General features: G+C 32.0%; 11 protein-coding genes. 2 read left to right on the forward strand and 9 right to left on the reverse strand.

All coding sequences use genetic code 11. The annotated features are described in order from the left end of the window. Together ctlX and SJY17_RS00650 are read right to left on the reverse strand one after the other, a co-directional pair. Entirely contained in the window at nt 1-936 is a 936-nt protein-coding gene (gene ctlX / locus SJY17_RS00645) for a citrulline utilization hydrolase CtlX (protein WP_397363513.1), read from the reverse strand. 67 nt (nt 937-1,003) lie between these two features. Beyond that, nucleotides 1,004-1,558 carry a thioredoxin family protein gene (locus tag SJY17_RS00650; protein ID WP_397363514.1) on the reverse strand — a complete coding sequence of 185 codons (555 nt, stop codon included), beginning with the start codon at nt 1,556-1,558 and terminating at the stop codon, nt 1,004-1,006. Nucleotides 1,559-1,676: 118 nt separating this feature from the next. Here SJY17_RS00650 and SJY17_RS00655 point away from each other — a divergent pair, with 118 nt between their 5' ends. Further along, the gene (locus tag SJY17_RS00655) at nt 1,677-2,114 is read left to right on the forward strand and encodes a hypothetical protein (protein WP_397363515.1); all 438 of its coding nucleotides are present in this window, start codon (nt 1,677-1,679) and stop codon (nt 2,112-2,114) included. Nucleotides 2,115-2,179: 65 nt separating this feature from the next. Here SJY17_RS00655 and SJY17_RS00660 read toward each other — a convergent pair whose 3' ends face one another. The 7 genes from SJY17_RS00660 to porU form a co-directional block, all read right to left on the reverse strand. Then, nucleotides 2,180-2,866, reverse strand: coding sequence for an SDR family NAD(P)-dependent oxidoreductase (locus SJY17_RS00660; RefSeq protein ID WP_397363516.1), 687 nt, complete (start codon nt 2,864-2,866; stop codon nt 2,180-2,182). Further along, nucleotides 2,856-3,818, reverse strand: a complete 963-nt coding sequence (locus SJY17_RS00665; RefSeq protein WP_397363517.1) for a M28 family peptidase — start codon at nt 3,816-3,818, stop codon at nt 2,856-2,858. Before SJY17_RS00665 ends, SJY17_RS00660 begins: the two co-directional genes overlap by 11 nt. 93 nt (nt 3,819-3,911) lie before the next feature. Further along, the gene (locus SJY17_RS00670; protein ID WP_397363518.1) at nt 3,912-5,510 is read right to left on the reverse strand and encodes a 2-oxo acid dehydrogenase subunit E2; all 1,599 of its coding nucleotides are present in this window, start codon (nt 5,508-5,510) and stop codon (nt 3,912-3,914) included. Between the two features lie 3 nt (nt 5,511-5,513). Beyond that, nucleotides 5,514-6,515: a pyruvate dehydrogenase (acetyl-transferring) E1 component subunit alpha gene (pdhA, locus tag SJY17_RS00675; RefSeq protein WP_397363519.1), complete on the reverse strand. Its 1,002-nt coding sequence runs from the start codon at nt 6,513-6,515 to the stop codon at nt 5,514-5,516. Between the two features lie 98 nt (nt 6,516-6,613). Further along, complete coding sequence (gene cdd, locus SJY17_RS00680) at nt 6,614-7,096, reverse strand: cytidine deaminase (protein ID WP_397363520.1); 483 nt, start codon at nt 7,094-7,096, stop codon at nt 6,614-6,616. A 78-nt stretch (nt 7,097-7,174) separates the two neighbouring features. Further along, complete coding sequence (gene porV / locus SJY17_RS00685; RefSeq protein ID WP_397363521.1) at nt 7,175-8,374, reverse strand: type IX secretion system outer membrane channel protein PorV; 1,200 nt, start codon at nt 8,372-8,374, stop codon at nt 7,175-7,177. Nucleotides 8,375-8,407: 33 nt separating this feature from the next. Further along, on the reverse strand, nt 8,408-12,286 hold the full coding sequence (porU, locus tag SJY17_RS00690) for a type IX secretion system sortase PorU (RefSeq protein WP_397363522.1): 3,879 nt from the start codon (nt 12,284-12,286) through the stop codon (nt 8,408-8,410). A 271-nt stretch (nt 12,287-12,557) separates the two neighbouring features. On the opposite strand from porU, the gene gldJ reads away from it, so the two are divergent. Beyond that, complete coding sequence (gldJ, locus tag SJY17_RS00695) at nt 12,558-14,234, forward strand: gliding motility lipoprotein GldJ (protein ID WP_397363523.1); 1,677 nt, start codon at nt 12,558-12,560, stop codon at nt 14,232-14,234. The last annotated feature ends 31 nt before the right edge of the window (nt 14,235-14,265 follow it).

Here is a 14,265-nt window from a genome sequence, read left to right on the forward strand (position 1 = left end):
CTACACCTTCGGTAGAAATACCTCAGCCATCATACAGCGAGCGCTTCCGCCACCACAAGCTTCAATAGTATTTAACGAGCTTGATAGGATTGGACAATGCTTTTCTATTGTTTTAATTTGAGCAGATGACAAACTATCGTAAGCAGCCTGACTCATAATTAAATATAAGACATCGTCTTTTCCTTTAACTTGTAGCATATTACCAGCAAAATTATTGACTTGCTTTTCTGTAATACTTATTACTTCTTTACCATCGTCTACAAGGTTCTTAACAACGTTTTTTTGTTCTTTTTTATCGTCAATACAATCCAAGCAAATAACAGCAAAGGTCTCTCCTAAACACATCATAACATTAGTATGGTAAATTGCTTTACGCTTACCTTCTACTGTTTGATTTGCTGTAAATACTACTGGTGTGTATTCAAAATCCTCACAAAATTCTATAAACAAATCTTCATCTGCTCTTGGAGATAATGCACAATATGCTTTTCCGTTAGCACGATCAAGCAATACACTTCCAGTTCCTTCTAAAAACACATCTTCTTCTTCAGCAGATGTATAATCTATAATATCATTAATTTTAAAACCAGCCTCTTCTAGCTTTGTTAAAACATCTTCACGTCTTTCTAATCTTCTATTTTCTGCAAACATTGGATACAAACCAACAGTCCCATTTTGATGAAAGGAGATCCAGTTATTAGGAAAAATAGAATCTGGTGTATCAAACTCTTTTGTATCATCAATAACTACAACATTAACACCAATTGCACGTAACTTTTCTACATAAGCGTCAAACTCATTCTGTGCTTTTGTATTAACTGCTTCTGGCAATGTATTATCTAGTTCTTTTTGATAATAGTTGTTTACTGCAGTTTGTTCGTTCATTCTAAAATTGATTGGACGAATCATTAATATTGTGTTTGTAGTTTGTTGCATTTTAGTTAATTATTTGTGCGACAAAATTAGAGTATTTTTAATTTAAAAGAATACTCTAATTCATAATTTATTTCCACTTAATATTACAACCTATACTAGGTTTTTGAATAGCTAAAGGTTGTTGGTTATTTAACACAGCCTCCATTGCTTTAATTAAGTCTGCTCCAGTAACTGGCAAACCGTTTCCTGGTCTTGAATTATCAAGTTGTCCATGATAAGTAGATTTAAGATTTTGGTCAAACACATAAAAATCTGGAGTACAAGCAGCATCATAAGCTTTTGCTACATCTTGTGTTTGATCATATAAATAAGGAAAGGGATAGTTTAAATCTTTAGCCAATTGTTTCATCATAACTGGTCCATCTTGTGGATAATTATTTACATCATTACTACTAATTGCTATAAAAGCGATCCCTTTATCTTGATATCGATTAGCAATTTTGACTAATTCTGGGTTAATGTGCACAACAAATGGACAATGATTACAAATAAATACGATAACAGTACCATTATCTCCTTTTAACTGCTCCAAGCCTAGCTTACTATCTGTTACTGTGTTTAATAGAGAAAAATTTGGAGCTGTTTTTCCTAAAGGAAATGGATTAGAAGGTGTCAATGCCATAATTAAAATGTTAAAATTTTATATTTTATTCAATAATATATTTGTTTTATATAGAAAAATACACTTTCTTAGTATCGTTAAAAATATTATCCCTAATAAATTAACTGATTAATAGCGCATGAGATTATCCCTAACTATGCTACTGTTGTTTTGTCTAAATACAACATTAGCTCAAGAAAACACCGACAAAAGTACAAATTCTGACGATTACTTACAAGTAACACGTTACAGACTTAACCCTAATGATTTGGGTATTGAAGATGAAACTGACTCTGAAAAAGTGTACATCAAAATTTACTACAATCAATCCGCAAGTATAACAGAAGACTTTGAATTTTTTAAACCTAAAAAAAATGAAATTTTATTTTTTTACGGAATAGATTCTGAAAACGATACTAGCCAAATGTATTTTAAAGTGGATGATAGCTTAAAACCTATTTACCAGAAAAAAGACTTTGAACAATTAATGCAAGTCATAAAAGTATTAGAATATAATGTTTTTTACGAAGACAAATTTTCAAGCGCTGAAGCTTATGCAGCTTTAGAGCGTCTCTAATTAATAACTAACTAAACTAACCAAAACCTAGAAACAGCTAATTTATTTATAAATTGGCTGTTTTTTTATGGTGTAGAGTTAGAGACTTGCAACATTTTTCCGTTATAATATTGGTTTCCATTTAATGCAAAGTCTGACATGTAATCTGCCATTTGCTTAGCTGTAGTTGGTGCTTTGTAGCCAGGAAATGCTTCTTCAAGCATTTCTGTTTGAACAGCCCCTAATGCTAAAACATTAAAACTTGGTCCTGTTTCTTTATATTCTTCCGCTAGAAGCTCTGTAAGCGTTATAACTGCACCTTTACTAGAACTATAAGCAGATAGCCCAGCAAATTTCATGCTACCTTGTACACCTCCCATTGAGCTAACAGTAACCACATGACTGTCCTTTTTCATAAAAGGAATGATGACTCTTGTCATTTCTGCAACTCCAAAAACATTTGTTTTATAAACGTTTTCAAATTCTTGCATAGATGTTTCTGCAAAAGGCTTGTTTAAAACAACTCCTGCATTATTAATTAGTATATCAACTTGCTTCCATTCTTTTTCTATAAAATCTTCAACTTTTTTATAGTCTTCTTGCCTATTTAAATCAAAAGCAAAAGAAGTAATATTCTCAAAATGAAGATTACTTACTGGTTGTGCATTTCTTGACAAAGCCAACACATTATGACCTTGATTTGCAAAAATATGAACCAACTCAAAACCAATACCTCTACTGGTTCCTGTTATTATAATATTTTTAGTTTTCATTTACTTTAATTTCTTTTGTTGCAGTGTTACACATCGTTTCAATAGCTGGTATAATACTATTAATAAGGCTTACCATATGATTATAATCTAATTTATCTGCTTCATCATCTACATGATGATAATAATCATAATTAGACAAGTCACAAGATGATATTGTATGACATGGTAATCCAAACTCTTTATAAAACGCATAATTATCTGACTGTCTAAACAAATTATATTTTTTTGCTATTTCTGAATATCCAATAACTTTCTTATTTGAATACTCATTCATTTTTTGAGCTATATTAGATTTATCAAAACCTGTAACAAATGCGATATAATCTCTATTTTTAAATGGCACACCAATCATTTCTAAATTTAACATGGTATACATATTAAAATTGGTTTGTTTTAAGCGTTTAGCAAGATGGTTTGATCCAAGCAATCCTTTTTCTTCTGCAGAAAATGTTACAAACAGCAAACTTCTTTTATTACTTTTTTTAGCTCCAAAATATTTAGCTAAAGCTAACACTCCACTTGTTCCTGCTGCATTGTCATTAGCTCCATTGGATACAGAATCGTTTGCAACACCTTGCTTAGCAATCCCAATATGGTCATAATGCGCTCCAATAACAATATATTCGTTTTTTAGGCTAGCATCATTTCCTTCCAGATATCCTACAACATTATAAGCGTCTAATTCTCCAACTAAAAAATTATCACGAAAGGTTTCAAAATAAGGCTTTAACCCATAGGATTTAAACTTAGACTCCACATAGTTTGCTGCTTCACCTATCCCTTCGCTTCCAGTGTCTCTACCATTTAAACGATCTGCTGCTAAAAAGGATACCATGTCATTAATTTCTTGACTAGTAACTGTATAATCTTCTACTTTTAAAGTATCATTTACTTTGGTTTTACAAGCATTTACTAAAATGGCTAATCCAAATATTAATAGTATTTTTTTCATTTTTAATGATTTAAGTTTAAAGATAAAAAAATCCCAAATCAATTGACTTGAAATGGGATTTTATATGGTTTTATTTCGCTAAAGCGAAAAATATTATACTAACATTGTCACTGGATTTTCTATATATCCTTTTAGTGTTTGTAAAAACTGTGCTCCTGTTGCTCCATCTACTGTTCTGTGATCGCAAGCTAGACATAATTTCATTGTATTACCAACAACGATTTGCCCTTCTTTTACAACTGGTTTTTCAACAATATTTCCGACAGATAATATAGCAGAATTAGGTTGATTGATAATTGACGTAAAACTATCTATACCAAACATTCCTAAATTAGATATTGTAAAAGTACTACCTTCCATCTCATCTAAACCAAGCTTTTTATTTCTTGCTTTACCTGCTAATTCTTTTACAGCTCCACCTATTTGAGTTAAACTTTGCTCATTAGCAAATTTAACAACTGGTACTAATAAACCATCTGGTACAGCAACAGCTACACCAATATGCACATGGTTATTTAATTGCATTCTGTCATCAAACCATTGAGAGTTAACTTGTGGATGCTGTTTTAATGCTAAAGCACAAGCTTTAACAATCATATCATTATATGAAATTTTAGTGTCTGGAACAGAATTATACTGCTTTCTAAAAGCAATAGCATTTTCCATATCAAACTCTACATTTAAATAATAATGTGGTGCGCTAAATTTAGATTTTGCTAAATTTTTAGCAATAGCTTTACGCATATTAGAGTTTGGCACTTCGTCAAAATCTTCTTGTCCAGTTGGTACAAATTTACCAACTGAAGCGGATTGTGCAGATGGTGTAAAGTTTTCGATATCTCGTTTTACAATACGTCCATTTTCTCCAGAACCTTTTACTTGAGATAAATTTACTCCCTTTTCTTCAGCCATTTTTTTAGCTAAAGGAGATGCAAAAATTCTTCCGTTTGCTGTATTTGAAGCTTTTACTTCTTTTACTGGACTTGCAGCTTTTTCTTGTTTTGGTGCTTCAACTTTAGCTACAGTTTTTGTCGCTTCTTCTTTTTTAGATGGAGCATCTCCTGCTGGACTAAAGTTTTTAGCTATACCAGAAACATCAGTACCTGCTGGTCCAATTATAGCTAATAACGAATCTACTTTAGCAGTTTCGCCTTCATTTAATCCTACAAATAGTAAAGTACCAGATTGGAATGATTCAAATTCCATAGTTGCTTTATCTGTTTCGATTTCGGCTAAAATATCTCCTTCTTCAACAGTATCACCAACATTTTTTAACCAAGAAGCAACTGTACCTTCTTCCATAGTGTCACTTAATCTTGGCATAGTTACCACAATTACACCTTCTGGAATATCTTGTACTTCATTAGAAGTGGTTTCGGTTTTGCTTTCTGAAAGAACCTCTTCAGTTTTTTCTTCAGTTGTCGCTCCATTTAATAAACCAGAAATATCCTCATCTGCTTCTCCAATAATAGCTAACAAAGTATCAACTTTAGCTGTTTCTCCTTCATGTATTCCTATATGAAGTAAAGTCCCTTCGTTAAAAGACTCAAATTCCATTGTAGCTTTATCAGTTTCGATTTCTGCTAAAATATCACCTTCTTCTATTTTGTCTCCTACTTTTTTCAACCAAGCTGCAACAGTCCCTTCCTCCATGGTGTCGCTTAAACGAGGCATGTTTATAATTTCAGCCATAGCTTATTTAATTTTGTGGTCTATAAATGGATAATCTTCTTGCTCATACACTGCATCATACATCACGCTTTTATCTGGATAAGGTGACTCTTCAGCAAATTTTTCGCACTCTGCAACTAAGTCTTTTACTCTTTTATCGATAACTTTTAAGTCGTCTTCTGTTGCGTATTTTTTATCTAAAATTACTTCTTTTACTTGAGTAATTGGGTCAAGTTTTTTATACTCTTCTACTTCTGCTTTAGTTCTATAATGTTGTGCATCAGACATTGAGTGCCCTCTGTAACGATAGGTTTTAACTTCTAAAAACGTTGGTCCATCGCCACGACGTGCACGTTGTATAGCTTCATCAAATGCTTCTGCTACTTTTATTGGGTTCATTCCATCTACTGGTTCACAAGGCATTTCATAACCTAAACCAAGTTTCCAAATATCTGTATGATTTGCAGTACGCTCTACTGATGTACCCATTGCATAACCGTTGTTTTCACAAACAAAAACTACTGGTAAATTCCAAAGCATTGCAAGGTTAAAAGACTCATGCAAAGATCCTTGTCTTGCAGCTCCATCTCCAAAACAACAAATAGTTACACCATCTACGTTATGATACTTATCTCCAAAAGCAATTCCTGCTCCTAAAGGGATTTGTCCTCCTACAATACCATGACCACCATAAAAACGATGCTCTTTAGAAAAAATATGCATCGATCCTCCTAAACCTTGAGAAGTTCCGGTTGCTTTACCATATAATTCTGCCATGACGCGCTTTGGATCTACTCCCATTCCAATTGGTTGCACATGGTTACGATAAGCAGTAATCATTTTATCCTTTGTAAGGTCCATTGCATGTAATGCACCTGCTAGTACTGCTTCTTGACCATTATATAAATGAAGAAAACCTCTAACTTTTTGTTGAATATATACTGCTGCAAGTTTGTCTTCAAACTTTCTCCAAAACAGCATATCTTCATACCATTTTATATATGTTTCTTTAGTTATTTTTTGCATTGGTAATGTTAGTTTTTTTTATATCGAATAACAAAAGTACTACTTTAGTTAGTAATGAAAAAACTGAAAATAGTAATTTTTATACGAAAACGTTGTAGTTATAATACTGTTTTATCAAAAATGAATGGTAAAAGGTTTGCTAAAGAGTTTGATCGTACAACTTTACCTGTTTCTCCCATAAAATACAATTCTATTGGAGCATCTTGTTTAACTTCATATTCAGAGATTGCTTGTCGACATGCTCCACATGGTGGTATTGGTGTTGTTGTAGGATTAGTTTGAGAACCTGCTATAATTGCCATTTTTAAGTGCTTTGCTTTTGGGTACTTTGCTCCAGCATAATAAATAGCAGTACGTTCTGCACATAATCCAGAAGGATAAGATGCGTTTTCTTGATTACTACCAGTTATTATCTCTCCATTATCTAGCAAGATAGCAGCACCTACTAAAAACTTAGAATATGGTGCATATGCTTTATCTCTAGCTACCGAAGCTTTATTCATTAAATTTTGAACATCTTCTGGCAGCTCTTTTAAATCATCAAAAACTTGTAGTGTCGTTTCTATTTTTACTTCCTTCATAACTTAAATATACGGAACTATTTTAGACAAAAAAACTATTGTTTTCACAATAGTTTTTTTGATTTCATTTATTTTTTTTTAATACTCGTCGTAAGTTCCAGCTCCTAAATTAAAGGTCAGAGAAAAACGTAATGTGCTCTCTAAAGGACTTTGTACTTGAGATGCTGAGAACAAATAAGATAAATCTACATTTATAACATTGTATTTAAATCCAGCACCTAAAGCAAAAAACTTTCGTGCTCCTTTTGTTTCATGTTCATTAAAATAACCTGCTCTAAAGGCAAAAGAGTCTTGATATGTGTATTCTGCACCTAACGCATATGTAAATTCCTGTAATTCTTCTTTAAATCCTCCTGGAGCATCTCCAAAAGACTGGAATACACCTGATAAAAATGGCACGTCTGGATCTTGTCCAGAAACAATATATGTTGGCTCATCTGCATCTTGAGTTCCGTCATCATCTGTATCATCAAATCCTAAAATTGGTGGTGTTGGTACTAATAATTTAGAAAACTCTGCTGTTACACCAACTTTATTATATTGGTCTAAAATAAAATCGAATCCTCCACCTAATCTTAAGTTAGTTGGTTGGAAGTTTTCTTGTCCAGCTTCATCATATTTAAACTTAGGCCCTAAATTTTGGATAGCAAATCCACCTCTCCAACGACCATTAAAATCATTATAGGCTTGTTCTTCGCTTTGATAATAACCAGAAATATCTACACCAAAAGTACTTGCTGCTTTTGTGTCATTATCTCCAATATTCAATTTTAAATCAGATTGTAAGTAACGCATTGCAACTGACATACCAAATTGATCGCTTAATCTTAATGCATATGAGACGTCAAAAGTAAACTCATTTGGTCTTTGTACTAAGGCTTCAGAAAATTCGTCTTGGACAAATTCTATATCTCCTAAAGAGAAATATTTAAAACTAGCTGCAAATGAACTATTATCATTAAGCCTGTTAAAATAAGTTACATTTCCTAAGAAAATATCATTAACCAATTTACTTAAGTATGGTGTGTAGCTTATTGCTATTCCTGATTTATTTTCTGAAAACACATACTTTGACGAGTTCCATTGTTGAGAAAATGCATCTGGCGAAGTTGCCACACCCATGTCTCCCATTGCTGCAGCTCTTGCGTCTGGAGCAATCAATAAAAATGGTACTCCTGTTGTAATAACCCTAGAATCGTTTGGGTTTGTAATTGTCGTTTGCGATAGTCCTTTAAGGGATAAAAAGAATGCTATTGCTATTAAAATTTTATTTTTCATGTATCAATATTAGTTAACAAATATAATTTTTTATTAGAGGATTACAAGTTTCTCTATTTTTTCTACTGATTTATTTGTGCTTGGCGAGTGTACTTTTAGCTTATAAACATATGTACCTTTTCCTATTTTGTCTCCAAAATCATCACGTCCATCCCAAACAATATCTCTTGATGTTGATTTTACTGTTTTACCACCTGCTAAAGTTGTTTGCCCATTTAATGTCCTTACTAATTTTCCGGAAATTGTAAAAATTTGAACAGAAATATCTAATACTTCTGAGCTATTATGACTAAACCAAAACTCTGTATAATTTACAAAAGGGTTTGGATAGTTTAATACGTTATTGATAACTAAGCTTTCGCTTTCATTATAAACTACAAATTGTATTTCTGCTGTAGCAGAATTATTATATACATCCCAAGCTTTTAATGATATAGTATGTAAACCTGGTTCTAGATTTCTAAAAGGAAAACTCAAGGATCCTTTTGTATAATCATCAACATCAGTTAAATAATAATCATTTAAAACATATGGATTGACTTCGTCTCCATCTAAAACAGCAACAATATCATGTCCTATACCACTTGCTGTGTTTATTCCGTTTTCGTCTTCAAATTTAGCTATTAATGTAGGTGACTCGTTTGTTATTCCTCCAGAAACAAAGGTTTCATCGTTCATAAACAACTGAATTGTTGGACCTATATTATCTTCTGCTGCATTTGGGTTAATCCCACCTATTTCAAGAGTTTCTAAACTAGCTCCTGCTTTATCTTCTAAAGAATCATTTTGTGTTGCATAAAAACTAACTTTTCCTGTTCCAACTGGTATCCCAATATCTTTTGGCACTATAAAATCAAATTCAAATTGTCCATTTGTTATTGTGGCTTGACCCCTAAACACAATTGCACCTAATGTTTTAAAGTTAATTATTAAATCATCACTACCACTAAAGTTATCATTTGCTAGAGTTTGTCTTTCTACTTCTTTATCATAAATAGTCGTAGTTAATATTCCATTATAATTATTAAGTACATTTCCATTTACATCTGTTACTTCTCCAGCTAATTTGGCGTAACTTAATGCCTGAAGCACGTCTGTATCTTGTGTGATTGGCACGTCATTTATTTTTGTTAGTCTAATATTTGGTTTTGGAAACGTTAATATTAATGCAGGATCACCAACAAAAAACGCTAAATGCTTTTGAATATCAGTAAAATTAGGATCGTTTTTTGCTAATCGTAAGGCTTCAGCAACAGATGGATATTCATCATCATCAAATGTGTCGTTTGTACTATATGAAAACAAATATTCTTTTAAAATTTTATTAAAATCCTTTCCAACTGTAACAAAAATTTGCCTTGTTGTTGTTATTAAAGCAATTGCTCCAGCCTTTTCATTCCAATACATTAACTCTCCAGCAGTCAGCCTTAAAGGGTTATCAAACCTTGTAAACTCACAAGTTACTGTTACAAATAAGTTTAATTTACATTCGTTATTTAAATTTTCTGCATCAGTCTTTACAAAAATACGCTCAATCGCTAATTGATCCTCACCACCATGACCAAAATAATTTACAACTAATGCTCCTTTTTCAATAGCATTGATAATCGCTTCTGTTACTTCTGGATAACGGTCTCCTCCTGCTGAAGCTTCTTGTTGATAAGAATCAGTATGTATTTTGGTAACATTAATAAAAGGTTTAAATGTTGACACTTCGTCAGCAATCTCATCAGTTGTCTCTTGCAAAGTAGCTTCCCATGCTTCATCAACATCATCAGAAATCACAACAAAATTATTTCGCCAACTTCCTAATGCTCCTTTAGAATAGTAGGTTTCAATTTTATCTACCATTTGTTTACCTCTTAAAGGTGTATCAGCAACTATTCTACCTACTGCAATATCTAATTTATCAGCATTATCAAAAACATCTAAGACCCCTTCATTATCATCTACATAAGCATAAAAATCATCTGATATAAATGAATTTGACAATGTAAAACTATTATAAGCATTCCAAGTTGGAAAATTATACGTGTTATCAGAAATACGTCCTTTATAATCAAAAGAAGAGTCTCCAAAAATGCATAAATACTTCACCTTATTTTCTGGAGTACTTGCATTATCGTAAACATATTTAACAAAATTCCTAATTCCTGTTATATCTGGATTACCAGAAGAAAACTCAGTGTAAATCTCATCTAATATTACGACTTTAACGTTTAAATTATTTCTATCTCTATTTATTTGCGCTAAACGTTCTGCTTGAGATAAGTGACTACGCGTTGTTAACATCAAATAATCTATATCCTGAAAACTACCATTATTATTTAAAAATATAGTTCCTTTTAGATTTTGATTTGCAACTCGACTATTAGCAGCTAATATTGGTTCAAAATAATTTTGAGAACTAACAGTGACAAAAGTTTGACTCATTGGAGCATTAAAACTAATGGTTGCATTTGAATCCGCATTTAAAATTGAGGACACATCATATAAATTAGTAACATCCCAAACCTCTTCAACCTGAGTAGCATTAGAGAGCACATAATTACCTACTATGCTATTTAGGTTTGAATCATTATTTTTAAAATGAAATTGCTTTCCGCTAAAAGATAAAGCCCTAGTAGCTTCAACTGAAATATAATCTAAGTATGCACTTGCACTTGGGTTACCTTGATTATCATAATCTAATGTAACATTTATATTATCGTTTGTTACCATTGTTGTTCCTTGATAACTATTTCCTGTTGCATAAACTCCATTTGTAGGGCTTGAACCTGTAATTGTTAAAGCTCCTGTATTTACATTATTTACTTGTATTAAAAAATTACTATCACTTGTGTTAGCTGATGCTGCAGCAACCTTTATACTTATTGGTTCTGAGGTCACTAAGTTTTGAAAATCAAATTCAAAAGTCTGAGAATTTTCTACACCAAAACGCTCGCCAAACCATCGTCTTCCAACAAAAATAATACTTGATTCATCAACTTCATGAAACTGATACTCTTGGAAGGTGTTATAAGTTGCTATTGGCAATTCTGTTGGCTCTACAAAATTTTGTATTCTTTTACCTTGCCCAGAACTTAAGTTAATATAGTAAACTGTCTTATTAGTATAAGGGTTTAAATTTGTATTTATGTTTTGATCATTAACATCAGCAGAAGGTCCTTGAGCGTAAAATAGTATATAGTCAGAGTCATTAAAGACTCCATCCTCTTCTCCAATAACTTTAATTGCATTTTCTGTTGGATCAAACGGAAAATTAGCATTATTGGCAAAAGGCATCATTTTACCGCCATTACCGAATACTTTTATATTTCTAGGATCTAAACCATTTACATTTATTCCCATTTGACTTAAAAAAGACTTTGAAATTTTATAAACTCCAGATTTAGTAACTTCAAATTTATACCAATCTCCATTATTTAAAACAGAGTTTGAAATAACTTGAGAATTATTAACCCGATTGGAAGAAGTACTTGTTGTATAACTTATATTAAATGAAGTTATTTTTTTATATAAGCCTCCTTCATTTATAATAGGACTTAAAACAAATACAGCATAATTATTATTTCTACCAGTACCATTATTTAAAGAATACTTTAATGTAGTAGGTATAGATTGTAAATCAAGATCTTTTAATTGATCTTTACTTATAGGAAGATAATTAACATTAGTTACTTTAATTGAAGATTCATTAACAGCCCCTTGTATCTTCCATTGATCAACATACTGAATCCCGTTATCAGTATTAAATGAAAAATTATTTAAAGGTTTAAAGGAAGGAATTGACAAAGCATAATCTTGAGTAGCATAAATTTTAGGCTCATCCCATGCTAGGCTAATTTTTTTTTCTTGAGAAAATAATGGCGTTAAGTAGAGTACTAGTAGTACTAATAATATCTTTTTCATTGCAATAGTAACGTCTTATTTTAAATGATATTATTTAAATCTTAATAATTTCATAAAAACAAGTCAAAATTACAATAATAAAATTTAAAAACGCACGTTATAGTGTTTCAAAACGACGATTAAAAGCAAAAATAACATCGTTGTAATGTAAAAAAAGTAGGATGAAATGCGATTTTTTTATTCAAAAATAACAAATCTATGTTGTTTTCTTGGGTTTAATTATTATATTGCGACTCCAAAAATTATTATTAGCTTATTCAAACAAATAAATATGAAAAAAATAATTGTATCAAGATTCTTAATAATCTTAGCGGTTTCCCTAACCTTTGTTGGTTGTAAAAGATCTGGTAGTGGTTCTAATACATCTAGAGCTACAGGATGGCAAATCAACTCTAAAGAAGGTGGTTTTCAATACAACACAAAATTTAAAGAGCAAGAGACTGCTCCTGGATTAGTATTTGTAGAAGGAGGAACCTTTACAATGGGAAGAGTTCAGGATGATGTTATGCATGATTGGAACAACACTCCAAATCAGCAACACGTTCAATCTTTTTACATGGACGAAACAGAGGTTACAAATAAAATGTACCTTGAATATTTAGACTGGATTAAAAGAACTTACCCACCAGAAGAAGAAAATTTTAGAGCAATTTATAATGGCGTTTTACCTGATACATTGGTTTGGAGAAACCGTTTAGGTTATAACGAAGTTATGACAGAAAACTATTTACGTCATCCTGGTTATGGAGAATATCCTGTAGTTGGTGTAAGCTGGATGCAAGCTGTAGAATTTGCTAATTGGAGAACGGATCGTGTAAACGAATTTTATTTACAAAAAGACGGTTACTTAAAGCAAGGTAGCCAACATGAAGCTACTGCAGACGCAAACTTTAGTACTGACACATACATAAATGCTCCAACGCAAACATTTGGAGGTAATGAAGATATTTTAAGAGGCGGAAAATTAAAAGCTCAAACTAATGCAGAAGGAGAAGAAGTTAATGTTTATGCTTCTAGAGAAACTGGATTAATTTCGCCAAAATACAGACTACCAACTGAAGCAGAATGGGAATATGCAGCTTTAGGTTTATCTGAAATAAGAAGTTATAACGTATACAGAGGACGTAAAAAATATCCTTGGGATGGACAATATACACGTTCTGGAAAACGTAAAATTAAAGGAGATCAATTAGCCAACTTCAAACAAGGAAAAGGAGATTATGGTGGAATTGCAGGATGGTCTGATGATGGAGCAGATATTACACAAGTTGTTAAGTTTTACGCACCAAATGACTACGGTTTATATGATATGGCTGGTAATGTTGCCGAATGGGTAGCTGATGTTTACAGACCAATTGTAGATGACGAGTTTAATGACTTTAACTATTACAGAGGTAATGTTTATACTAAAAATGTAATTACAGAAGATGGTACAGTAAAAGTTGTTGGGACTGATGAAATAGTTTTTGATACTTTACCTAACGGAAAAGTTGTACCAAGAGATTTACCTGGTGAAATTGCAACTCAACCAATTGATGACGATGAAACTTACTTAAGAACAAACTTTGACAGAAGTGACAACCGTAACTTTAGAGATGGTGACAAGCAATCTTCTCGTTATTTTGCAGACAGATTTGGTGATGATGAAGGAGAAGTTTCTGAAGATGTATCAACACGTAAAATGTATAATGCACCAAAGCATAAAATTGAAACAGATTCGTCTGGAAACATGATAAGAGAATATGACAAATCAAGTAAGCGTACATCTTTAATAAACGATGAAGTTAGAGTTTACAAAGGAGGATCATGGAAAGATAGAGAGTACTGGTTAGACCCAGCACAAAGACGTTACTATCCTCAAAACATGGCAACAGACTATATTGGTTTTAGATGTGCAATGTCTAGAGTTGGATCTAAATCTAAAGGTCAAAAAAAATCTAAAAACTAAACTAAAAATTATTAGTTAATATTTAAAGTCC

Source organism: Olleya sp. R77988 (genome assembly GCF_044594215.1).
Lineage (GTDB): Bacteria > Bacteroidota > Bacteroidia > Flavobacteriales > Flavobacteriaceae > Olleya.

Coding starts and splice junctions, on each gene's coding strand:
- ctlX (WP_397363513.1), bottom strand. CDS start 936: ATGCAACAAACTACAAACACAATATTAATGATTCGTCCAATCAATTTT.
- SJY17_RS00650 (WP_397363514.1), bottom strand. CDS start 1,558: ATGGCATTGACACCTTCTAATCCATTTCCTTTAGGAAAAACAGCTCCA.
- SJY17_RS00655 (WP_397363515.1), top strand. CDS start 1,677: ATGAGATTATCCCTAACTATGCTACTGTTGTTTTGTCTAAATACAACA.
- SJY17_RS00660 (WP_397363516.1), bottom strand. CDS start 2,866: ATGAAAACTAAAAATATTATAATAACAGGAACCAGTAGAGGTATTGGT.
- SJY17_RS00665 (WP_397363517.1), bottom strand. CDS start 3,818: ATGAAAAAAATACTATTAATATTTGGATTAGCCATTTTAGTAAATGCT.
- SJY17_RS00670 (WP_397363518.1), bottom strand. CDS start 5,510: ATGGCTGAAATTATAAACATGCCTCGTTTAAGCGACACCATGGAGGAA.
- pdhA (WP_397363519.1), bottom strand. CDS start 6,515: ATGCAAAAAATAACTAAAGAAACATATATAAAATGGTATGAAGATATG.
- cdd (WP_397363520.1), bottom strand. CDS start 7,096: ATGAAGGAAGTAAAAATAGAAACGACACTACAAGTTTTTGATGATTTA.
- porV (WP_397363521.1), bottom strand. CDS start 8,374: ATGAAAAATAAAATTTTAATAGCAATAGCATTCTTTTTATCCCTTAAA.
- porU (WP_397363522.1), bottom strand. CDS start 12,286: ATGAAAAAGATATTATTAGTACTACTAGTACTCTACTTAACGCCATTA.
- gldJ (WP_397363523.1), top strand. CDS start 12,558: ATGAAAAAAATAATTGTATCAAGATTCTTAATAATCTTAGCGGTTTCC.